General features: G+C 71.4%; 17 protein-coding genes. 7 read left to right on the top strand and 10 right to left on the bottom strand.

Going from position 1 to position 21,360, the window contains the following annotated elements; genetic code table 11:
- Nucleotides 1–252: 252 nt before the first annotated feature.
- Nucleotides 253–1,026 (bottom strand): tetratricopeptide repeat protein, encoded by a 774-nt coding sequence (locus ACVTJA_RS05760; protein ID WP_465834473.1) that lies wholly within the window; start codon nt 1,024–1,026, stop codon nt 253–255.
- A gap of 168 nt (nt 1,027–1,194) precedes the next feature.
- Here ACVTJA_RS05760 and ACVTJA_RS05755 point away from each other — a divergent pair, with 168 nt between their 5' ends.
- Together ACVTJA_RS05755 and ACVTJA_RS05750 are read left to right on the top strand one after the other, a co-directional pair.
- Nucleotides 1,195–2,565, top strand: coding sequence for a M24 family metallopeptidase (locus tag ACVTJA_RS05755; protein WP_465834471.1), 1,371 nt, complete (start codon nt 1,195–1,197; stop codon nt 2,563–2,565).
- A 72-nt stretch (nt 2,566–2,637) separates the two neighbouring features.
- Nucleotides 2,638–3,006, top strand: coding sequence for a response regulator (locus ACVTJA_RS05750; RefSeq protein WP_465834470.1), 369 nt, complete (start codon nt 2,638–2,640; stop codon nt 3,004–3,006).
- A gap of 151 nt (nt 3,007–3,157) precedes the next feature.
- On the opposite strand, the gene ACVTJA_RS05745 is transcribed toward ACVTJA_RS05750, so the two are convergent.
- The 6 genes from ACVTJA_RS05745 to ACVTJA_RS05720 all read right to left on the bottom strand — a co-directional run bounded on the left by ACVTJA_RS05745 (nt 3,158) and on the right by ACVTJA_RS05720 (nt 8,788).
- Nucleotides 3,158–3,973, bottom strand: a complete 816-nt coding sequence (locus ACVTJA_RS05745) for an acyl-CoA thioesterase (protein ID WP_465834469.1) — start codon at nt 3,971–3,973, stop codon at nt 3,158–3,160.
- Between the two features lie 75 nt (nt 3,974–4,048).
- On the bottom strand, nt 4,049–5,002 hold the full coding sequence (locus ACVTJA_RS05740) for a TolB family protein (RefSeq protein ID WP_465834467.1): 954 nt from the start codon (nt 5,000–5,002) through the stop codon (nt 4,049–4,051).
- An 83-nt stretch (nt 5,003–5,085) separates the two neighbouring features.
- Nucleotides 5,086–5,613, bottom strand: a complete 528-nt coding sequence (locus ACVTJA_RS05735; protein WP_465834465.1) for a hypothetical protein — start codon at nt 5,611–5,613, stop codon at nt 5,086–5,088.
- Entirely contained in the window at nt 5,600–6,139 is a 540-nt protein-coding gene (locus tag ACVTJA_RS05730; RefSeq protein WP_465834463.1) for an RNA polymerase sigma factor, read from the bottom strand. The genes ACVTJA_RS05735 and ACVTJA_RS05730 overlap by 14 nt, the downstream gene beginning before the upstream one ends.
- A 143-nt stretch (nt 6,140–6,282) precedes the next feature.
- A complete protein-coding gene (gene ung / locus ACVTJA_RS05725) occupies nt 6,283–6,954 on the bottom strand; it encodes a uracil-DNA glycosylase (RefSeq protein WP_465834462.1) in 672 nt (223 codons plus the stop codon).
- 109 nt (nt 6,955–7,063) lie between these two features.
- On the bottom strand, nt 7,064–8,788 hold the full coding sequence (locus ACVTJA_RS05720) for a methyl-accepting chemotaxis protein (RefSeq protein WP_465834460.1): 1,725 nt from the start codon (nt 8,786–8,788) through the stop codon (nt 7,064–7,066).
- Nucleotides 8,789–9,024: 236 nt separating this feature from the next.
- Here ACVTJA_RS05720 and ACVTJA_RS05715 point away from each other — a divergent pair, with 236 nt between their 5' ends.
- From ACVTJA_RS05715 to ACVTJA_RS05700, 4 genes are all read left to right on the top strand, one after another.
- Nucleotides 9,025–10,821 (top strand): CpaF family protein, encoded by a 1,797-nt coding sequence (locus tag ACVTJA_RS05715; RefSeq protein WP_465834458.1) that lies wholly within the window; start codon nt 9,025–9,027, stop codon nt 10,819–10,821.
- A gap of 255 nt (nt 10,822–11,076) precedes the next feature.
- Entirely contained in the window at nt 11,077–12,039 is a 963-nt protein-coding gene (locus tag ACVTJA_RS05710) for a hypothetical protein (protein ID WP_465834456.1), read from the top strand.
- Between the two features lie 14 nt (nt 12,040–12,053).
- Entirely contained in the window at nt 12,054–13,769 is a 1,716-nt protein-coding gene (locus ACVTJA_RS05705) for a hypothetical protein (protein WP_465834455.1), read from the top strand.
- A 138-nt stretch (nt 13,770–13,907) separates the two neighbouring features.
- Entirely contained in the window at nt 13,908–15,845 is a 1,938-nt protein-coding gene (locus ACVTJA_RS05700; RefSeq protein ID WP_465834453.1) for a protein kinase domain-containing protein, read from the top strand.
- Nucleotides 15,846–15,881: 36 nt separating this feature from the next.
- Here the strand turns inward: ACVTJA_RS05700 and ACVTJA_RS05695 are convergent, their stop codons facing one another.
- Nucleotides 15,882–16,658: a transglycosylase domain-containing protein gene (locus ACVTJA_RS05695; protein ID WP_465834451.1), complete on the bottom strand. Its 777-nt coding sequence runs from the start codon at nt 16,656–16,658 to the stop codon at nt 15,882–15,884.
- Nucleotides 16,659–16,717: 59 nt separating this feature from the next.
- Here ACVTJA_RS05695 and ACVTJA_RS05690 point away from each other — a divergent pair, with 59 nt between their 5' ends.
- A complete protein-coding gene (locus ACVTJA_RS05690) occupies nt 16,718–17,410 on the top strand; it encodes a ferredoxin reductase domain-containing protein (protein ID WP_465834449.1) in 693 nt (230 codons plus the stop codon).
- On the opposite strand, the gene ACVTJA_RS05685 is transcribed toward ACVTJA_RS05690, so the two are convergent.
- On the bottom strand, nt 17,404–19,050 hold the full coding sequence (locus ACVTJA_RS05685) for an aspartyl protease family protein (protein ID WP_465834447.1): 1,647 nt from the start codon (nt 19,048–19,050) through the stop codon (nt 17,404–17,406). The two genes, ACVTJA_RS05690 and ACVTJA_RS05685, sit on opposite strands and share 7 nt — an antisense overlap.
- The gene (locus tag ACVTJA_RS05680) at nt 19,047–21,209 is read right to left on the bottom strand and encodes a penicillin-binding protein activator (protein ID WP_465834445.1); all 2,163 of its coding nucleotides are present in this window, start codon (nt 21,207–21,209) and stop codon (nt 19,047–19,049) included. The genes ACVTJA_RS05685 and ACVTJA_RS05680 overlap by 4 nt, the downstream gene beginning before the upstream one ends.
- Nucleotides 21,210–21,360 lie beyond the last annotated feature (151 nt).

Genomic DNA, 21,360 nt, shown 5'->3' with positions numbered 1-21,360 from the left:
TCTCGGAGGGGCCCTCCAAAGGGGCCGCCGTCCTGTGGGTGAGCGTTCGTAACCCCTGGATTTCCCTGCGTCAATAAGGGAAACGAGGGGGTGAATGCCTGAGCGCTCGGATGGTTCAAAATGGGGTCTGGACAGGGCCTTCCGGCGCTTCGTTTTGAACGCTCGGGAGCATTGTTTTCAGCCCGCCCGCAGCACGAAAAAAAGGCCCCGTAAAGGGGCCGGAAGTGGGGCGGGAATGGACGCTGAAACCGCTCAGGCGGAGCGAGCGGAGCCCTGGGGGCGCAGGGGGGCGGCCAGCCGCTCGGCCTCGGCGCCGATGCCGCCCTCCGGGTCCTTCTCCTTCGCCTTCTCGAAGGCCGCCAGCGCGCCCTCTCGGTCGCCCTTCAGCTTCAGCGCCACGCCCACGTTGAGGTGCGCGGAGGCCAAATCACGGTCCATGGCCAGGGCCTCGCGGAAGAGCTCCAGCGCCTGGTCCACGTCACCCGACAGCAGCGCCTCCTTGCCAGCCTGCACGCGCTTCTCCGCGTCGTTGATCAACTCCACCTGGAAGACGCTGCCGCCCACCACGTTGGCGATGAGCATGCGCAGGATGCCGCCCCAGTAGAAGGTGAGCCCCTCCGCGGCCACCACGGCGGCCAGCGGCAGGTCGGGCAGCAATTGCTTGCCTCGGAACTTGAAGCGCACGCGGGTGTAGCGGCCCTTGTTGGCCCAGTGCACCACCTCGCCCTGGAGCTTGCGCAGCCCCTCCTCCAGGCGCTTCGGGTCGATTTCGAAGGGCAGCACCCGGCCGCCGGACTCGCCCGCGGGCAGGGCCTTCTGGGACTCGGGCGCGGCGCCGGCCTCGGGCGCGTCGGACTCCAGCACGGGCTCGGCCTCCAGGACGGGCGGGCGCGGCTTCGTCGGGTCGGGGGTGACGTCTTCCGCCACGACCTTGCGCGGCGCGGGCTTCTTCGCCTTCGCGGGAGCGGCGCGGGCCGCGGTCTTCTTCGCCTTCGCCGGGGACTTGCGGGAGGAACTCTTGGCCATGTCTCCACCTTAAACGAGCCACGGCGCCCGCGCTTGCATGTCCCTGCCCGCCAGGACGCCTGGAACACTTCTTCGCACGCGCCCCATACGACTTCACACGGGGGCCGTGCCGCCCACGGGCGACCTCGGGGAAGATGGGGCGCCTTCCCCCGAAAGGACCTCCAGCGAATGACGCGTGCCCGGCCCGTGGTGCTCTCCGCCCTGCTCTCCTCCGCATGCCTCTGGGCTCCGCTCGCGAGCGCCGCCGGTGGCGCGGACATCGCCACCCCGGACGCGTGGCCGCGCATCCGCAAGGAGCGCATCCAGAAGCTGCTGCCCCAGGCCATGGCCCGCGCCAACGTGGATGCCTGGGTGCTCCTCTGCCGGGAGAACGACAACGACCCGCTGGCGGACCACGTGGGCTGTGAGAATGCGGGCGGCACCGCGGCCTTCCTGTTCTTCCGCCAGGGCGACGCGGTGCGCTCGCTCGCCCTGTCACCGGCGGGCGAGGCCACGGCGCTCAAGGACGTGGGCCCCATGGACGAAGTCGTCCCGCTGGAGCGCGGGACGGACCTCTACGCGCAGGTGGCCGCGAGACTCCAGGCGGCGAAGCCCGCGCGCATCGCCGTGAATTCCTCGGACGCGGTGACGGTGGCGGACGGACTCTCCGCGTCGCAGCGCGTGGCGCTGGAGAAGGCGCTGCCGCCCGCGCTGCGCAAGAAGCTGGTGTCCTCCGAGGACCTCGTCTCCGAATGGCTCTCCGTGAAGCTCCCCGAGGAGGTGGACATCCTCCGCAAGGCCGCCGCGCTGACGTCGCAGCTCGAGGTGGAGGCGTACCGGCAGGTGGTGCCGGGCAAGACGCGTGACGTGGATGTTGCGCGCTTCCTCAAGCGGCGCATGGCGGAATTGGGCGTGGGCGACGCATGGGCGCCGGACCAGAACCCCAACGTGCAGAGCGGCCCCACGCGCGGCCACTCGCACGCCACCGAGCGCGTGATTCAGCCGGGAGACTTCATCCAGACGGACTTCGGCATCCGCGTGGGCGGCCGGTGGGTGACGGACATCCAGCGCTTCGCGTACGTGCTGGCTCCGGGTGAGACGAAGCCTCCGAAGGAGGCGCTGGAGAAGTGGGAGAAGGGCAAGAAGGGCAGCCGCACGGCGCTCGCGGCGCTGAAGCCCGGAGCGCGCGGGTGGGACGTGGACAAGGCCCAGCGCGACTGGATGCGCGAGGCCGGCTCCGAGCCCGTCATGTGGGGCACCGGCCATCCCGTGGGCTACTGGGCGCACGACGTGGGACCCGCACTCTCCGGCGCACAGAAGGCCCTCCCAGCGAAGGGGCAGGCAGCCCGCGTGGTGCGCCCCGGGCAGGTGTTCGCCTTCGACGGCTTCTTCGCGTGGAAGGACGGCGGGCCGGACCTGATGCGCATCGTCTCCGTCGAGGAGATGGCCGTCGTGACGGAGACGGGCGCGGAGTACCTCATCCCACCGCAGGAGGACCTGGTGCTCATCCCCTCGCCTGCTCCGAGCGAGGGGCCGTCCGGACCCGGCACGGCACGATGAGGTGGGTGGCCCCCTGGCGACCCGACCTGGGGGCTCGGCTAGGATGAATGGGCTCTTCTGGAGACCCCCGCGATGGCGAATGTATTGGTAATCGACGACGACCGCTTCGTGCTGGCCATGGTGCGGGACATTCTGCAGAGCGCGGGCTACTCGGTGGTGACGGTGCAGACGCCGGAAGAGGCGTTCAACATGAGCGTCGCCGACATCTCCGCCATCCTCTGCGACTACAACATGCCGGGGATGACGGGCGCGGACGTGCTGACGGCCATGCGCGAGCTGCAGAACTGCCACGTGCCCTTCATCTTCCTCACCGGGCACGAGGAGCTGGACGACATCCTCCCCGTCGCCATCCGCTACGGCGCGGAGTTGCTGCCCAAGCCCATCCAGCCTGTCGAGCTGATTCGGCTCCTCGTCAAGCAGCTCGGCACCGCGGCGGCCTGACGGCGCGCGACGGCGGGCAGCAGCTTCATCGTCCCGAGGTGGAGGGCGTTGCCCGGAGCCCCTTCGACTTCCGCATACGGCGCGTCGCTGCCCAGCGCGCGGCCGATGGCCGAGAGCAGTGCCTCGTGCTCCAGCGCGCCGGTGCGGTCCGTCATTTGTCGGAGCTCAACAGCGCGAAGAGCTGACGGCATTGCGCGAGCAGCACGCCATCTTCGGTCCAGAGCTGTTGGAAGTCCTCCGCGTAGCCTTCCCCCGCCTGGCGCGAGCGGCCGGTGCGAAGGAAGTGCGCGTCCTTGTCCAGGCCCGGACGCGGCAGCGCGTGGAAGAAGTCCACGCGGAAGTCCACGCTCGCCGCGGCCTGGAATCCATCGACGCGTGAGAGCACCGACGGCGGGTAGGCATCCATCAGCCCCACGCACAGCGGCGCGTCCAGCACGAGCCGGTCGCGAGGACGAATCCAACCGCCCGTCTCCGCCACGGAGCCTCCCGAGTACGGCGCTCCGCCGAGGCAGAAGCGGTACTCGAAGAACTGACAGAAGGTGGGCATGGGCACGTCGCCGGGCACCACCGGCACCTCGTGCGGCGGCGGCACTTCCGGACGCGGCACCTCGAAGTACTCGAGGGTTCCACCGCGCGAGGCGCCGAAGGTGGCGCTGGCCACGCATACGACTCCGGACGCGTTCTCCACCCGCGCGGTGACGTGCGTGACGAGCTTGCCGGCACGCTCGATGCGCGTCTGGATTTCCGCCGCGCCCTCCACCGCGGGCGAGCAGAAGTGCGCGGTGAACGAGCGCACCGGCCTGTTCACGGCGCCGCCAAGAGCGTGCTCCATGGCTCGCAGCGTTGCTCCTGCTACCACGCCTCCGAAGGCGCCGCGTCCCTGGTACCAGGGGGCGGAGAAGCGGATGTGGTAACGGCCGGGCGAGAGAGGTTCGGGCGTGGTGGCGGCGAGGAAGGCAGCGGTCATGGCGCGATGCACCGTATCAAGCCGCCGGGTGTGGCGCGCTCATCCCCTCACCCGACCGGAGGCCTGCCTTCACGCTCAGCGAAGCACCTCGGCGCCTGGAGAGAGGCCCACCTCGGAGAGGGCCACTTCGTACAGGTCCCCCTGGCCGTTGCCCGGGGCACGCAGGCGCGCGTCGAACTCCGCGGTGGTGTACGGCGTGACGCGCGGCTCCTGCTGGAAGGGAATGCGCGAGGCGTACACCAGGACTCCGCGCGAAGGCACCACCACGGGCGTCAGCACGTCTCCGCGATTCACCGCCGCGCCCAGGTTGCGCGGCGTGCTCCAGTTGTCGCCCTCGCGGAAGGAGACCCAGAGGTCATACGTGCCCAGGCTGCCGGGGCGGCCCTCGGAGCTGAAGAGGAGATAACGCTCGTCGGCGGAGATGAAGTGGTTGCCCGCGCCGTGCTCCATGTTGATGGGCGCTGGCAGCTTCTCTCCCGGGCCGTAGCGTCCGTCCTTCCATGCGTGGCGATAGATGGCGCGCTTCGACCCGGGCGCGAGTCCCATGCGCGTGACGTACAGCGTGCCATCCGAGGTGACGGAGGTGTTCGTCTCCGTCTCATCGGTGCTCACCTCGGGCACGTGGCGCGGGGCGCTCCAGCCCGAGCCCTCGCGCTCCACCATCCAGATGTCGAAGTCCTTGCGCACGGGCTCGCCGTCCTTCACCGGCCGGTTGGACGCGAAGAAGAGACGGCGGCCGTCGGGCGAGAGGGCCGGGTCGATGTCCCGCCAGCGACCGGAGAAGGGCGCCACCTCCGGCTTCGTCCAGCGGCCGTTGCGGAAGTGGCTCACCATGATGAGCTGGAAGGTGAAGCGCGTGGGGTCCGCGCGGTTGAACCAGACGGTGTTGCCGTCCGGAGAGAAGGCGGCGCCGAACTCCTCGTTGGACGTGGAGACGACGTCGGGGGCGAAGAAGCGCGGCGCCCGCGGAGCGGCCGGCGCGGCGGACAGCGAGACGAGCAGCGCGAGGGATGCGACGACGGTGGACATGACTCTCCCGTGCGCCTCGCGTCCTCTTCCGCGAGGACACGGGCGTGAGCGTGGTGGTTCAGGGGTTCAGGAAGAAGCGGGCGTCAGGCCCGGCGCAGCACCAGCGAAGGAGTCGACGCGAGCACGAGGCCCATGCTCACGCCGATGACGCCGGACGCGCCATAGAGGACACAGGTGAGCGCGCCGCACAGCGTGGCCAGCACTCCGGCCGCGAGCACGAAGCGGACTCGCCCTTCCGCCGGCGCCGCGCGATTGATGAGGATTCCCGCCAGCATGCCGCCGCCCACGCACGCCCACAGGCAGAAGGCCTTGCAGCCCGATGAGCACACGTGCCCGGAGGCCACCACGAGCGGTGGCACCAGCAGCGGCACCACGCCCCCCAGCACGCCCGGCACCACCGCGCGGCCCAGCACTCCGCCCCACCAACCGTACGTCATGAGCAGCACCGTGAAGAGCGCGCCGAGCCCCAGAGTCCCCGGCCCCACCTTCGTGCTCAGCGCCACCGCGCACAGCACCAGCACCACGCCGTAGCCACCGAGCGGCAACGCGCGCACCAGCCGGCCCTTCTCGTACGCCCACCTCGCGCGGCGGGCGAGCTCACTCGACTCCATGTCTCGTCCTCCAGGCGGCCCTCAGCCGCGTCATGGCCCGCTCCACCCGCTTGCGGAACGTGGCCGGCGGCACCGCCGGGCGCTCCTCCTCCCCCATGGCCGCGGCGAGCGTGGCCGCGTCCTCGGGCTTCAGGTCCTCGATGACATCCCGCAACGCACGAGCGAGCTGCGCCCCCTCCAGCCGCGCGTCCGGCCCCTCCGACGCGTCGGCCAGCTCCTCGTCCGGTGGTGCATCCTCGCGCCGCCGCAGCCGCGCCTTGCGGTACGTGCGGCACTCGTACGTCGCCAGGGCCAGCACCCACGGCAGCGCGTCTCGCGAGCCATCGAAGTCCGCCGCCCGGGTGAAGACCTTCAGCAGCACCACCTGCGCCGCGTCCTCCGCATCCGCCCCCTCCTGCAGCATGCGCGCACAGAAGCGCGCCACGAGCGGATGCAGCACGGCGAAGGCCGGAGCAAACGCGCTCCGGTCGCCGTCGGCGAGCCTCGCCATCCACTGCTGCAACGCCTGTCGCGCCGCGGAGTCCACGTCCCTGTCCGCCTCTTCTGCCTGCCAGCGTCGCCGCCCCCGCCCTACCGCCGCAACCCGCCGGCCACTCCCGTATCAGGCACGAGGCGAAAAAGCGTGACAGGGCCCCGGTCGATTCGGCAACCGACCCGGGGCCAATGCTCCTACAGGTGCCAGTCCACGGACGGGCGGCCCCGGGCCACCAGCGCCTCGTTCACCTTGGAGAAGGGCTTGCTGCCGAAGAAGCCGTTGCTCGCGGACAGCGGCGAGGGGTGTGTGCCCTCCATCACCACGTGCCGCTTCGCGTCGATGAGCTTCTTCTTCTTCTGCGCGTACTTGCCCCACAGCAGGAACACCACCGGCTCCTGCTTCGCGCTCACCGCGCGGATGACGGCGTCCGTGAAGTCCTCCCAGCCGTGGCCCGCGTGGCTGTTGGGCTCGGCCTGCCGCACCGTCAGCACGGCGTTGAGTAGCAGCACGCCCTGCTTCGCCCACGGAATCAGCGAGCCGCTCTTCGGGCGCGGCACCTTCACGTCGCTCTCCAGCTCCTTGAACATGTTCACCAGCGAGGGCGGCGGCGGCACCCCGGGCTGCACCGAGAAGGCCAGCCCGTGCGCCTGGCCCGGCCCGTGGTACGGGTCCTGTCCCAGCAGCAGCACCTTCACGTCGGCGTACGGCGTCAGCCGGAAGGCGGAGAAGAGGTCCTCCTCCGACGGAAAGACGGTGGCCGACTTCCGCTCCTCCGCGACGAACTGCTCCAGCTCCAGGAACGACGGCGACGTGAGCGCCGCGCGCAGCTCGTGCTTCCAGTCCTCGGGCAACCTGTCCGCCAGCATGGCTCCCTCTCTCCCCCATCCGGGGGTGAGGGCATTGAATCACCTACCCGCCGCGTAGGCCCAGCTTCTTTCAACGGGTCGCCTCTCGCGGGACGCTCCGCGCCGGACGTCACGCCGCGCTGCGCGGCTTCGCGGCACTCACCGGAGCCGGAACCGGAGCCTTTGCCGCCGTCGAGGCGGACGGCTTCTGCCCCGGCGCCGAGAAGCGGTTCATCAGCGTGCGCAGCTGCTGGGCCCGCGCGTGCAGGCTCGTCACCGAGCGGACGATGCGGTCCACGTCTCCCACGGCGGTCTCCGCGCCCTGCGACAGCGCATGGATTCGCGTGGCGAGGATGGAGCTGTTCTCCGACTGAATCGTGTGCGCCTCCGCCATCTGCCGGATGCGCGTCTGGATGCCCTCCGCGTTGGCCATGATGCGCTGGAGCGCCGCGGCCGTCTGCGCGGAGAGCGCCATGCCGGCCTGCACCTCGTCCACGCCCGACTGCATCAGGTCCATCGCCGTGACGGTGTCCGCCTGGCTCTGCTGCGTCAGCGCCTCGATTCGCAGCACCGCCTCGCGCGAGCGCTCCGCCAGCTTGCGCACCTCGGCGCCCACCACCGCGAAGCCCTTGCCCTGCATGCCCGCGCGCGCCGCCTCAATCGCCGTGCTGATGGCCAGCATGTGCGTCTGGTCCGCGATGTCGCGGATGAGCTGGAGCATCTCCTGCACCGTGCGGCTCGTGCTCGCCAGCCGCTGCACCGTGTCCGTGGACTGCTCCACCGCGCGGACGATGTCCTGAATCTTCGCCGAGGTGAGCCGCACCACCTCGCCGCCCTCCTGCGCCGCGCGGCCGTTGTCCGCGGCCACCTCCACCGTGGCCCGCGCGCTGCGCGTGTTGAGCGCCAGCGCCTGGTCCATCTCCTGCACCGCCCCGGTCATCTGCGCGAGCTGGGAGGACTGGTCCTGCGAGGACGCCTTCAGCGCCTCGGCGGCGTGGCGGATGTCCTCGGCCGCGTTGGCGGTGGAGCCGGCCACCTGCTGCACCTCCGTGAGCATTCCCTGGATGCCCGCCACCATCGTGTTGAAGTCGCGGGTGAGCTGGGCGACCTCGTCCGAGCCCCGCGCCTCGACGCTCACGCTCAAGTCGCCAGAGCTGACCCGGCGCGCGGCCTCGGCGAGCTGGCGCACGGGGCGGATGATTCGCAGCGAGATGATGAACCCGACGAGCACGGTGAGCACCACCGTCAGCGCGAGCCCCCAGAGGAGCTTTCGCTCGACGACGTTGACCTCGTCCTCCACGTCCTCCAGGTAGATGCCGCTGCCGACAATCCACCCCCACGGCTCGAAGCGGAGCACGTAGCTCAGCTTCTCGCGGACCTCCTCGTCCGCCCCGAGCTTCTGCGTGGAATAGGAGAGGGCCGCCTCGCCCGTCGCCTTCGAGTCGTCCACCATCTCCTTGAAGATTCGGCGCGAGTTGCCCGTGAGCTCCACGGTGGACAGGTCCTGCCCCTTGGACTTCGGGAACATGGGGTGCACGACGAGGCGCGTGTTGTAGTCGAGAATCCAGAGGTACCCATTCGTCCCATCGAACTGCATCTTGCCGATGGTCGCCGCGGCCTCGGCCTGTGCCTTCTCGAGGGGCAGCTCGCCGGCGCGCACGCGCGCCTCGTAACTGACGAGGATGGACGTCGCGCTCTGCACCGTCTGTTTCAACCCCTGGCGCTGGGCCTCGATGAGCTGCGAGCGGATGGTGGGCAGGAGGTACAGCGGAAAGAGGAGCAGCAGGGGCGCTCCCGAAATCAACATCGCCGCGTAGAGCCTGAAGAGGAAGCTGCGGCGCACCGTCTTCAACATGACAGACAGTCTAGAGGGGTCCGGCTCCGCTTGCCTGCCCCGGCAAGCAGGACCCTTGCTCGGACGAGCCGTGCGGGCGCTTCCGCTGTGACAAGAACGGCGATTGCGACCCGGGTATGCGGAGCCTCCGGGAGCCACCCGGTGGGGGTATGGGTGCGGCTCCGACGCAAGCCGGGCGGGCAGGCGGGATGGGTTCTTGGGACCCACCGGGCAAGCGCGCTAGCCTGCGGTCCGCCATGACGATGTACACCGAGTCACTCCGCGCCTTCCTCAAGCCCGTCCTGCCCTACCTGGACGACGAGTCGGTGTCGGAGATCATGATCAACGGCCCGACGGACATCTGGATTGAGCGCAAGGGCAAGCTCACGAAGACCGACGCCGCCTTCACGGAGGAAGGGCTCATCGGCGCCGCGCGCAACATGGCCCAGTTCGTCGGCCGCGTGCTCAGCGACGAGCGCCCCCGCCTGGACGCCCGCCTCCCGGATGGAAGCCGCATCCACGTGGTGATTCCGCCCATCGCGCGCAGGGGCACCACCATCTCCATCCGCAAGTTCTTCAAGGAGAAGCTGAGCATCCAGTCGCTCCTGAAGTTCGGCTCGCTGACACCGCCGATGGCGCGGCTCATCGAGGCGGGCATCGCCACCAAGCTCAACATGCTGGTGGCGGGCGGCACGGGCTCGGGCAAGACGACGCTGCTCAACATCGTCTCCTCCCTCATCCCCGACGAGGAGCGCATCCTCACCATCGAGGACTCGGCCGAGCTCCAGCTCAACCAGACGCACGTCGTGGCCTTCGAGAGCCGGCCGCCCGACAAGTTCGGCAAGGGCGGCGTGGACATGGGCGATTTGCTGCACTCCGCGCTGCGTCTGCGCCCGGACCGCATCGTGGTGGGCGAGGTGCGCGGCGGCGAGGCCTTCCACCTCATGCAGGCGATGAACACCGGCCACGGCGGCTCGCTGGCGACGACGCACGCGAACACGCCCACGGACACGCTTCGCCGCGTCGAGTCCCTGTGCCTCATGTCCGGCGTGGAATTGCCCATGGTGGCGGTGCGCGCGCAGGTGGCCAGCGCCATCAACTTCATCATCTGCTGCGAGCGCCTCCACGACGGCAGCCGCAAGACGATTGCGCTCTCCGAGGTGCTGCCCCTCAACGAGAAGGGCGACTACCGCACGCAGGACATCTTCGTCTTCACGCCGGTGGCGAAGGACGAGGACGACCACATCATCGGCTACCACGCGCCCACGGGCATCATCCCCAACTTCGTCGCCAAGGCGCGCGCGTACGGCTTCCCGGACCTGGACGAGTCCTTCTTCGACCCGGCCACGTACGGGCTGCCGCCGCCTCCCACCTTCCACGTGGGCGAGGCGTTCCAGGTGCGCTGGGCACCGTCGCTGAAGCACCGCGAGGAGGGGCGACCGGACCCCGCCCACTTCAAGGAGGAGTGGGCCGCGTTCGAGCAGAAGCTCAGGCAGGAGGCCCGCGACGCGAAGGCGGGCAAGCCCGCGGCGCCCGCTCCCGCCTCCGTGCAGGTGCAGGTGCCGGCCAATCACCCGAGCCCGCCGCCCTCCGCGCGCCCGCGCCCGTCCGAGCCGATGCCGCCGAAGCTCGCCGGGCCCACGCCTCCGTCCGGGGTGAAGTCCGCGGCGCGGCCGCCGCCTCCGCCGCCGCCCGGCATGGGCGATGACGACAAGACGCCGCCGCCCACGCGCAATCCGTTCGCCGGCCCGCCCGAGGACACCCACGCCTCGCCGGTGTCGGAGTCGAATGTGGAGGTGGACGCGGAGCTGCTCACCGAGGCGGGAGGCTCGCGGCCCACGCCCGCGCGCCGGCCTCCGCCTTCCACGCCGCCCGCGCGGCCCTCGCCCAATGCAGTCTCCGGAGTCCGCCCTCCCCCCGCGCCCGCGCGCCGGCCTCCGCCGGCTCCAGCCCAGGAGGAGGACGAGGACGACGACGCGGTGTCCGGTGCCTCGGGGCGCGGCGGCTCGGAGAAGACGCAGATCCGCCCGCCTCCCGAGCGGCCCCGGCGCTGAGCCGGGGTGTCCGCGCGCACCAGCAGTCCCGACGCAGGGTCCGGGTGGGGACGCCAGCCGCGCTCCCGTTCGGCCCCGCGTCAATTCCCGACGACGCCCCGGGCCCGTGAGTGTCGGGACCTCCCTACGGCGTCATCCCCGCGGCCGGTGGGCTGTTCTCCCACCGCGCGCTGGGTGATGCACGCGCCCCACCATTGGCAGTGGCTTTGATTCCCGACCTTGCGAGGAGCGCGTGTCAGGGGGAAAGTGGCCGCCGTGTGGATCTCCCTGCTCGTCGCGCTCACCCTGGCCGCCCAGGCACCTGTCGCGTCACCCCAGGCGCCCATCACCGTGTTGGTCGCTCCGCCTGATGCGGCCGGCGCCCCCTCCCACGTCATCGAGTTCGCCCAGGAGCACGTGGCCGAGCAACTCAAGTCGCGGGGCTTCCAGGTGGTGCGCGTCGAGGACGTTACCCGGACGCTGCCGCCCTCCCGGCGCCGCGCCCTCCTGCGCTGCAACCGCACCGAGCCCGCCTGCGTCCGCTCGCTCGGCACCGTCGGCAAGGCCGAGGTCGTCCTCGTGGCCGAGTTCGGCCAGTTCGTCAGCGGCTACCGCGTCGGCGCCCGCATGTACAAGGCCACCGACGGCTCCCTCATCACCGAGCACCTCATCCCCGGGGTGAGCGAGGACGGGCTCCTCGACGCGCTCACCAAGGCCCTGGACGTGGTGGTGCCCCGCACCCGCACCGCGCTGCGAGGCGCGCCGCCCGTGCCCTCCATGAAGGACGTGCCGCCGCCCGTGACGACCCGCCCGCCGGAGCAGAAGAAGCCGGCGACGGAGGTGACCCCCGTCAAGCCGCCGGAAGTCGTCACCACCGAGAAGGAGCCCGCGCCGCCCGCCTATCCGCTGCGCCGCTGGGCGTGGCTGCCCGCCGCAGGAGGCGTGGCGCTGGCCGGCGTCGGCACCCTCTTCTACCTCCAGGCCGGAGACAAGTACGACACGCTCAACGACGGCGGCACGACGGGGCCTCGCGTCGAGGACCCGGACGGCGTGGCGTCGGACGGCCGCCGGGCGCAGACCCTGAGCCGCGTGGCCTACGGGCTGGGCGCGGCCGCCATCGCCGCGGGCGTGGTGATGTACCTGCTGCCCGGTGACGGTGAGAAGGAAGCCAAGGTGCAGCCCTCGGCAGCCATGGTCCCCGGTGGGGGCATGGTGGGCCTGTCCGGGACGTGGCCGTGACTGCGAGGAAACCCATGCGAAAGACCTGGACGCTCGGCGCCACCGGTGCGGCGCTCGCCGCGGTGCTCGCCGCGAGCGGTTGCTACGACTTCGACAAGGCCAAGGAGCAGTGCGTCCAGGACGGACGCTGCGAGCCGGAGGGCATCGGCGCCGACGCGGGTGATGCGGGCGACGCCGGTGACGCCGGCTTCGACGCGGGGTGCACGCCCGTCCCCAACCTCGTGGACGAGCCGGACGACACCTTCAAAGACACCGACTGCGACGGCGTGGACGGCCAGGCCGACGCGGGCCTCTTCATCGACCCGGCGAGCGGAAACGATGAGACGGGCACGGGCACGCGCCAGGCCCCGCTGCGCACGCTGCGCCACGCGCTGGAGGTGCTGCGCGCGGCGGACGGCGGCGGGCCGGTGCGGCTGTACCTCGCGCGCGGCGACTACGACGAGACGGGACTGGAGCTGAGCGTGCCGGTGTCGCTGCACGGCGGCTACGTCCCGGGTACCGACGCATGGGGGCGCTCGGCGACCGCTCCGAGCCAGCTCAACGGCGGCACGGTGGGCCTCACGGTGCGCAACCTGCGCGACGCGGGCATCGTGCTGGACTACGTGAGCGTGACTTCCACGGACGCGGTGGCGGCGGGTGAGCCCTCCATCGCGCTGCGCATGGTGGGCAGCTCGGACGTGCGGCTGCGCCACGCCGTGCTCGTGGCGGGCAAGGGCGCGCCGGGCCAGGACGGCGCGGACGGCGGTGCGGGCCAGGGCGGCGCGGACGGCGGCAGCGGCACGGCCGCCAACGGAGCCATCGCTGGCAACGGCGGGGTCGGGGGTGTCACCACGTGCGGCGTGGCGGGCGCACGCTCCGGCGGCGGCGGTGGAACCGGCACCACGAAGACGGCGGGCGAGGCCGGCAAGCCCGGCATTCCGGCCCCTCCAACGGGAGGAAGCCTCGGAGAGGGCGGAGCCATCGGCGAGTTCACCTGCCCCGGCGGAGAAATCTGCACCTGCACCGGCTTCCCCGGCCTCGACGGCGGCGTGGGCACGAGTGGAGGCATCGGCTTCGCGGGCAGCGCCGGCAGCGGCAGCGGAATGGGCATGCTGCAGGGCGAGACGTGGCGCCCCAGCCCCGAGCAGGCGGGTGGCACCGGAGGCCTGGGTGAGGCGGGCGCGGGCGGTGGCGGCGGTGGCGGCGGTGGAAGCTGCCCGGGTTCGTCCGTCAGCGTGGCGGGCAGCGGGGGGGGCGGAGGCGGTGGCGCTGGAGGCTGCGGAGGCACTGGAGGCACCGGAGGCACTGGAGGCGGCGCGTCCATCGCCCTGCTGCTCATCGACTCGCAGGTGTCGCTGGAGGAAGGCACGCGACTGACCACGCGCGGCGGCGGCAACGGCGGGCGCGGCGGCAATGGCGGCCCCGGCGGCGCGGGCGGTGCGGGCGGCGGCGACGGCACGGGCTCCAGCCTCATGGTCCCCGGGTCCCCCGCGTACAACAGCTTCAGCGGCCGGGGTGGCCGGGGTGGCCCCGGCGGCAGCGGCGGCAAGGGCGGCCCGGGCGGTGGAGGCGGCGGTGGCCCCTCCGTCGGCGTGTGGTGTGACACGGCGGCGCGGCTGCGAGTCGCCGACACGGGTGTCACCATCGCTCAGGGCAGCGGCGGCGCGGGAGGAGAAAGCCAGGGCGGCAATGCCGGTGGCGTGGGAGAGAGCAAGCCCACCTTCGATTGCACGCTCAATCTCAACCCGTGACGTCTGGCGTGCGCTGTCCGACGTTGGGGGGGACTGTCAGGGTGACGCGGCGTGCGGTGGCGGACCGCACTCCGGTCCCCCGGGCCCGGCACGTCGCGTCACAGGTATCAACCTGCTACGCTGCTCCCCCTGGTTGAGATGGCATCCGAGCTGATCTGCGAGACCTGCGGTCTTTCCGTTCCTCCCGACACCGCCGTGTGCCCGCGCGACGGGACGGTGGTGCTGACGTCGTTCCATGTCCCCGCGCCCGCCTCCGCTCAGGAAGAGCCCAAGGTCGTGGTGCGCGCGGACGGAAGGCCCATGGAAACAGGCCAGAGGGACCCGCTCATCGGCCTGCGGCTGGGTGAGTACGAGCTGCGCTCACGCGTGGGCGTGGGTGGCATGGGGCTGGTGTACGAGGGCATCCAGCCGCTCATCGGCAAGCGCGTGGCGGTGAAGGTGCTGCGCCCGGAGCTGGCCCATTCCACCGAGCAGGTGGAGCGGCTGCTCGCGGAGGCCCGCGCGGTCAACGCCATCCGCCACCGCGGCATCATCGACATCTTCGGCTTCGGGCAGGTGCCGGACGGGCGGCAGTACATCGTCATGGAGTTCCTGGACGGCCAGGCGCTCGACGCGGTGCTGGCGGAGAAGAACCGGCTGCCGGTGCAGGAGGCGCTGTCCATCCTCGACGAGGTGCTCGCCGCGCTGGCGGCCGCGCACGGCGCGGGCGTGGTGCACCGTGACTTGAAGCCCAGCAACATCTTCCTCGTGAAGCAGCCGGACGGCTCGCGCTACGTGAAGGTGCTGGACTTCGGCCTCGCCAAGCGCGCGCAGACGCCCACCGGCCGCAGCGCGCAGACGCGCACGGACATGGTGGTGGGCACGCCGGAGTACATGGCGCCCGAGCAGGCCCGCGGCCAGGAGGTGGGTCCGATGACCGACCTCTACGCGCTGGGCGTCGTCACCTTCGAGATGGTGACGGGGCGGCTGCCCTTCATCGGCACCTCGCCGGTGGACCTGTTGATGAAGCACGTGGAGGCGCGCCCGCCGCGGCCGTCGGAGTTCATCTCTGATTTGCCGCCCGCGCTGGACGCGTTCATCCTGCAGATGCTCACGAAGGACCCGGAGACGCGGCCCGGCTCGGCGGACGCGCTCCGTCAGCAGCTCCACAAGCTGCGCCGCACCCTCCGGTCCTCCACGCGCTCCAACCCGAGCGCGCCCGCGCCCGTCGACAAGTCGAGGCCGAAGGATGACGTCGACTCGCGCCGGCCGACGACGCCGGTGCCCGTGCCGCCGGAGCTGAACACGGAGCTGACGTCGCAGGAGCTGCGCGCCGCGGGAGTGCCGTCTCCCGCGCGCCGCCGCCTGGTGCCCGTGGCCGCGGCCGTCGGCGTCGCCGCGGCGCTGCTGGTCGGTGGCGTGGCGCTCGTCGGCCGTGGCTCGGGAGAGACTCCGGCGAAGGCGGCCGGCACGGATACCGCCGCCGCGAAGAACACCGCGCCGGCTCCGGGCACCGCGAACGAGCGCATTCCCGGCACCGCGAATGGGCCGAACACCGTGGCGGGCGCCGCGAACGTCGGCAACGGCGGCGCGAGCGGCTCGGGCGCGGTCAGTGCCACGGGTGGGACCGCGGCCGGAACGAGCACCGAGGTGGGCGCGGTCGCGAACGCCGCGCCTCCTACTCCCGCGGCCGACGCGAACGCCGCGAAGCAGGCCTCCCCGCCGGTATCGGAGGCTCAGGGCGAGTCGCTCGCGGCACGCGCCAGGCCTTCCTCGACGTCATCCCGGGCCGAATCCACGACCACCCGGGCGGGTGCCCGCACCAAGGACGCGGAGGACAGGAACGAAACGCCCCGGGAATCGCGCGAGCTCCTGGGAAGCGTGCCCCGCGCGACGGACCTGCAGCGGCGCATCCTCGAGCTGGAGAGCAAGATTTCCGACCTGTCGGTCGCGGAGAAGATCCAGGACGCCCAGGCCGAGACCGCCTACAAGATGCTGGACCGCTACCGCGGGGAGATTGGCTCGGCGGACAAGGCCAAGCGCCAGAAGATTTCCGACGGGCTCGACTACCTGGAGCGCACCTACCTCAAGCACTGAAGCGGCGCGGAAGCCCACGCCGCCCGCGCGCCCCGCTCACAGCGAGCGGGTGCAGGACACCGGCTGCGCCATGGCGTTGCGCGCGCGGTCCTCGCTCACCAGCTTCCAGCCCGCGAGGTCCTCCAGCAGCATGTCGCGGTTCTGCCGGATGACCGTCGGGTTCCGGCACAGCTTGAGGTCGTAGTAGTAGCCGAACGGAGGCAGCGCGAGCTGCAGCTCGGCCAGCTCCGCCAGCTGCAAGTCGCCCAGCTCGCGCTTGAAGAGCGCGTACGCCGCGTCCTCCACCCCGACGATGCCGCGCTCGAAGTAGATGGTGGACAGGTCGTACACGATGAGCTGGTCCTTCTGCATGAAGGTGTGCAGCCGGTGCGCGGCGACCGACTGGGCCAGCGCCCCCTCGATGTTCAGGCGGCTGGCGATGCCCATGGCCAGCATGCGCTCGCACCCGCCGTCTCCCGGCGGCACCGAGCCCGCCGTCACGCCCGCGAACAGGCGCCAGGCCCACGCGGGCCCGTCCTCACGCGGCGTCTGGAAGTAGCGGGGGCAACCCAGGTGCCGGATGTAGAGGGCCACCAGGTCCTTGGGCAACCGCGAGAAGTCCGGCGGCTGGAAGGTGATGGGGCGCGGGTTCTTCTCGTACTGGCCCGCGCGGAGGCTCATCCGCTCGCCTTCGATGCTGTGCTTGAGCTGCTTCTGGACGTCGAACTCGCTCTCCAGCGGAGGCAGCCTGCTGGCCGTATAGAGATACGTCAGCGGGATGACCACGCCTGCCAGGCCCAGGAGGAACAGCACTATCCAGAGAAGACTCTTCACCACCCCAGGTTACCAGGGGAGGCACGCCCCCTGCTCAACGGGATAGAACCGAGCCCACCATGCCCGACTGGCACCCGGCCATCATCTCCGACACCTCGCCCGCCGCCGATGGCCTCACCGACCTCGTGCTCGACATCCAGGGGACACCCCTGGTGGGGACCCATGTCCATCCCGGCCAGTACGTCCGGCTGCGCCTGCCCGGACAGCAAGAGAGCATGTTCGCCATCGCCTCCCCGCCCGACCCCCGGGGGACGCGGTGGGAGTTCCTCCTGAAAGGCGGCAGCCCGCTGCCCGACGCGCTCATCCGCCTGCGGCCCGGCGCCCAGGTGCAGGTGACTCCGCCCGAGGGCAAGGGCTTCCCCATGGAGCGCGCGCGGGGGCACGACCTGCTGCTCTTCGCCACCGGCTCCGGCATCTCACCCATCCGCTCCGTCATCAGCAGCATCCGCCACGAGCGCGAGGCGTACAGCCGCGTCACGCTCTACTTCGGCGCGCGCACGCCGAGCGCCTTCGCGTACTCGGACGAACTTCACGAGTGGGAGGCCGGAGACATCCGCGTGGTGCGCACCGTCAGCCAGCCCGGCGCCAGCGGCTGGCAGGGGCTCACCGGCTACGTGCAGGCACACCTGGGCGAGGAGCCCTTGCAGGACGTGGTGGCCTTCCTCTGCGGCCAGGTGGAGATGGTGCAGGGCGTGAAGGCCACGCTCCAGGCGCGCGGCGTGCCGAAGAGCGCCATCTACCTCAACTACTGAGGCGCGGCGGCGCCCTCTGGCTGCGTGACGATGCTGGGCTGCGTGTAGCGCACGTCGAGCAGCACCGCGGCCGGGTCGCTGTCCCCGCTGGCGCTGGCCACCTGCGGCGTCCACGCGGCCACGCCCACCCAGCGCCCATCCGCGCTGAAGCGCACGCGGCGCACGGACCAGCCGAACTCCTCCTCACCGCGAGGCGCTTCGTCGCCCTCGGTGAAGAGGTACACGCGCTTGTCCCAACCGCCCGTGGCCAGCGAGCGCCCGTCCGGGGAGATGGCCGCGGAGGACACCACGCCGTGGTGCAGCGGCCACTTGTGCAGCACCTGCCCCGACTGCGCGTCCACCAGCGCGCCCGTGTTGAAGGGGCCCCGCGGCTCCTCCACCTTCTTCTTCTCGCGCTCGTACACGTCGCGGTTGCGCTCGGGCAGTTGCTCGGAGAGGCCCACGCCCAGCCGCTGCCCGCGCGCGTCCACGGTGACGTCGCTGACGTGCGCCGGGAAGGTGAAGTCCGAGCGAGACGTCAGCATCAGCGTCTCCACCGGGCGCACGCCCTGCGGAAGGCGCACGCCTTCCGGTGTCTCGTCCTTCAGCGTGAGGATGGCCTCCTGGGTGACTTCGTCGAAGGCCACCTCCACCCGGTCCGTGAAGGGCTTGCCCAGCACGCCCTGGAGGTCCTTGGGCACGCACGAGTCACACACCGCGATGTCCACGCCCTCCAGCACCACCGACTTGAAGCGCAGGGACTGGTTGCGCGCCAGCCGCGCCGCGGTGGTCCCCAGCGCGCCCGGCAGGTTGAGCGTCTCCTTGAGGGAGGCCGCGTCGATGCCCGCCGCCGAGGCCGCCGCGCTGGTGAGGACGATGGCCGGCACGCGCGCGTCCAGCAGCAGGGACACGGGTGCAGTCCCGCCCACCGTGCCGCTCAGCACCGCGGAGCCCTCGCGCCGCTCGAAGTGCACGCGCGTCACCCCGGGCCTCAGCGTCTCCAGGCCCGTGCGCCACGCGCGCAGGTGCTTGTCCCAGCCGCCCGAGTACAGCGTCCCGTCCGGAGCGAAGGCCAGCGCGCTCACCGGCCCCGAGTGGCCGCGCTCCTCGGACGCGTACGCCAATTCCGGCGCGGACATCACCGTCAGCAAGCCCTTGAGGCTGCCCACCACCAGCCACTTGCCGTCGGGGTGGAAGGCCACCGTGCCCAGCGGCTCCTCCGTGCGGCGCTCACCGCGCGGCGCACCGGTGGCCGCGTCGAACAGGCGCACCACCCCGTCCTTCCCCGCGGTGGCCACGAGGCTACCGTCCGGAGAGAAGGCCACGCCCTCCACGTCGAACTCGTACGGGTTGATGCCCGGGTCCGCGAGCGGCTTCGGCGGCGGCCCCAGCGACCAGATGGACAGGAAGTACTGCTTGGCGCCCAGCCGCGTGTACGCCACGCGTCCGCCCGCGGGCGAGAAGGCCAGGCCCCAGATGAAGTCACTGCGGTTGAGGACGGCCTCCCGCTTCCAGCCCGCCACGCTCCCGGAGAGGTAGCCGCCCGGCGTCGCCGCGAGCTTCGCCTCCACCTCCGGCGTCAGCTTCGGCGGCGCGTGCGCGCACCCCACCGCCAGCCACCCGAAGGTCAGCAGCGCCCCCGCCGTCCGCCTCCAGCTCATGAACCCGAGCCCCCCGCCGCCGCCTTCTCCTTCTCCACGTTGATTTCGGTGACGCCCTTGTTGTCGATGGAGAGCAGGAACAGCGGCTTCACCGCCTCGCGCTTGTCGTTGAAGGACGTCTTGCCCGTGGCCCCGTCGAAGTCCTTCAAGGTGGCCAGCGAGTCACGCATCTGCGCGCGGGTGCGCGGCGCACCCTCCTTCTTTTCAATCAGCTGGCGCAGCATGCGGCCGGAGTCATAGCCGATGGCCTCCAGCAGGCCCGGGTCCCTGCCCGTCTCCTGCTTGTAGGCCTCGCGGTACTGCTGCACGAAGCGGCGCGTGGCCGGGCGCTGCGAGTCCACGAAGAAGCCGTCCACGTACACCGAGCAGGTGACGAACTTGCCGCCGCGCTCCACCAGCTCCGGCAGCCCCGAGCGCCCCTTCGGGCTGCTCCACTGGTTGGTGCCGAAGAGCGTCACCGTCTTCAGCTCCTTCTTGCCCGTCGTCTTGCGGATGCGCTCCAAATCCCTCGGGTCGCACGCGTTGGTGACGATGTCCTCCACCGCGAGCGCCGGGGCCACGAGGCTGACGCGGCGCCAGTCATCCGGCATGAAGATGGCGTCGAAGTCGATGATGGGCTCCACGCCGGCCTTCACCTTCTCCAGCGCCTTGCGGCGGCGGTACGCGTCCAGGTTCTCCTCCTGGACGTCCCGCACGCCGCCCACGTAGTCGCCGCGGTCCTCGAGGTAGTAGCGGCCCACCAGCTTCTTGGCTTCGGAGGTGAAGGTCGTCTGGTCGTGCGCGTAGCGCTCGGCGCCGCGGATGACGCCGCCGCGCTCCACCACGTCGTCCCAGAAGGTGTCCGCCAGCTCCACGCCGTAGGGGATGTTCGGGTACAGCACCGCGAAGCGCTTGTAGCCCTTCACGTTCATCGCGTAGTCGGCGATGGCGTCCGCCTGCGCGGTGTTGGTCAGCATGTTGCGGAAGACGTACGTGCCCAGGTCGGTGACGCCCTCCTGGCGGCTCATCGTCAGCAGCGGAATCTGCAGCTCCTCCGCCACCAGCGCCGCGCGCTTCGTGTCGTCCCCGAGCAGGGGCCCCAGCACGGCGATGGCGCCGTCGTCGAAGGCGAGCTGCTCCATGGCCTGGCCCGTCTTGTTGACGTCACCCTGCGTGTCCTTCACCACCAGCTCCACGCTGCTGCCCTCGAGGCCCAGCTGGATGCCGCGCAGCACCGCCTCGCCGATGGGCTGGTAGCGGCCCGTCATGGGCAGCAGCACGCCCACCGTGCGCGGCTTCGCCTCCACGCGGCGGGTGGCGCGCGCGAGCAGCTCGCGGGCCTGCGGCGCGAAGGCGTGGTTGGGCGCCTCCGCGAGGAAGCGGTTCAGCGTCTCCTCCAGGCGCGTCCAGTCGCGAAGGTGGTAGTAGACGCGGGCCAGCTTGAACGTGATGACGGGCCACGCCGGGTTGGACGGGGACAGCCCCTCCGCCACGCGGGCGATGTCCACGAAGTCCGCGCGGCCTTCCACCAACTGCTCCACGCGGGCCACCGCGGCGGCCTGCTCCTCGGGCGTCTTCGCCTCGCCGGCCTGCTGCACCGCCAGCGTCAGCGCCTGCCCGTACAGCCCCGCGCCCGCGGCGGCGCGCGCGGCCTCGGCCTGGAGCTGCTCCTTCTCCGCGCCCTCGGCGCGCTCCGCGAGGCTGGACAGCGTCTGGTACGCGTCGCGGTACGCGCCCACCTCCATGGCGGACAGGGCCAGCTTGTGCTTGGCGTCATCCGCCTGCGGGTGCAGCGGGTTCTCGAAGAGCAGCTCGTTGAAGGACTTGCGCGCGTTCACGAAGTCCCTGGACTCGAAGTAGAGGACGCCCGCGCGGTACAGCGCCTCCTGGCCGGCGGTGGTGGCGGGGTACGCCTTGCGCACCGCGAGGTAGGACTCGGCGGCCTTCTTCTTGTCCGCAGACGCCTGGGCCGTCTGCTCCGCCTGCGTCAACGCCGCGTCCGCGGCGGCGTCCTTCTTCGCCTCCACGGTGGGGCGCTTGGGGAACTGCTCGCCCGTGGGCACCTCTTCGCCAGTGCCGCCACCGGCCGGCGGTGTACGGGTGGAGCGGGGGCAGGCCGTCAACGACAGGGCGGCCAGCGCGACGACGAGCGAGCGGCGCAGGAGGGAAGGGACGTCCATGGCAGGGGCGTGCATAGCAGTGGGGTGCGTCTCCGTCGACAACGGAGCGGGGGGAAGATTCCACCGGGAAACCCTCCCCTTGCAGTGCCCGTACCGGCGCCCGCCCTTCGTGCGGACGTCAGCTGCTTCACGCTTGCGTGGCTCTCAGCCC

Source organism: Pyxidicoccus sp. M6, assembly GCF_055568925.1.
Note: the sequence above shows the minus strand (reverse complement) of the source record. Positions and strands in the feature narration are given on the sequence as shown.

Coding starts and splice junctions, on each gene's coding strand:
- ACVTJA_RS05760 (WP_465834473.1), bottom strand. CDS start 1,026: ATGGCCAAGAGTTCCTCCCGCAAGTCCCCGGCGAAGGCGAAGAAGACC.
- ACVTJA_RS05755 (WP_465834471.1), top strand. CDS start 1,195: ATGACGCGTGCCCGGCCCGTGGTGCTCTCCGCCCTGCTCTCCTCCGCA.
- ACVTJA_RS05750 (WP_465834470.1), top strand. CDS start 2,638: ATGGCGAATGTATTGGTAATCGACGACGACCGCTTCGTGCTGGCCATG.
- ACVTJA_RS05745 (WP_465834469.1), bottom strand. CDS start 3,973: ATGACCGCTGCCTTCCTCGCCGCCACCACGCCCGAACCTCTCTCGCCC.
- ACVTJA_RS05740 (WP_465834467.1), bottom strand. CDS start 5,002: ATGTCCACCGTCGTCGCATCCCTCGCGCTGCTCGTCTCGCTGTCCGCC.
- ACVTJA_RS05735 (WP_465834465.1), bottom strand. CDS start 5,613: ATGGAGTCGAGTGAGCTCGCCCGCCGCGCGAGGTGGGCGTACGAGAAG.
- ung (WP_465834462.1), bottom strand. CDS start 6,954: ATGCTGGCGGACAGGTTGCCCGAGGACTGGAAGCACGAGCTGCGCGCG.
- ACVTJA_RS05720 (WP_465834460.1), bottom strand. CDS start 8,788: ATGTTGAAGACGGTGCGCCGCAGCTTCCTCTTCAGGCTCTACGCGGCG.
- ACVTJA_RS05715 (WP_465834458.1), top strand. CDS start 9,025: ATGACGATGTACACCGAGTCACTCCGCGCCTTCCTCAAGCCCGTCCTG.
- ACVTJA_RS05705 (WP_465834455.1), top strand. CDS start 12,054: ATGCGAAAGACCTGGACGCTCGGCGCCACCGGTGCGGCGCTCGCCGCG.
- ACVTJA_RS05700 (WP_465834453.1), top strand. CDS start 13,908: ATGGCATCCGAGCTGATCTGCGAGACCTGCGGTCTTTCCGTTCCTCCC.
- ACVTJA_RS05690 (WP_465834449.1), top strand. CDS start 16,718: ATGCCCGACTGGCACCCGGCCATCATCTCCGACACCTCGCCCGCCGCC.
- ACVTJA_RS05685 (WP_465834447.1), bottom strand. CDS start 19,050: ATGAGCTGGAGGCGGACGGCGGGGGCGCTGCTGACCTTCGGGTGGCTG.
- ACVTJA_RS05680 (WP_465834445.1), bottom strand. CDS start 21,209: ATGGACGTCCCTTCCCTCCTGCGCCGCTCGCTCGTCGTCGCGCTGGCC.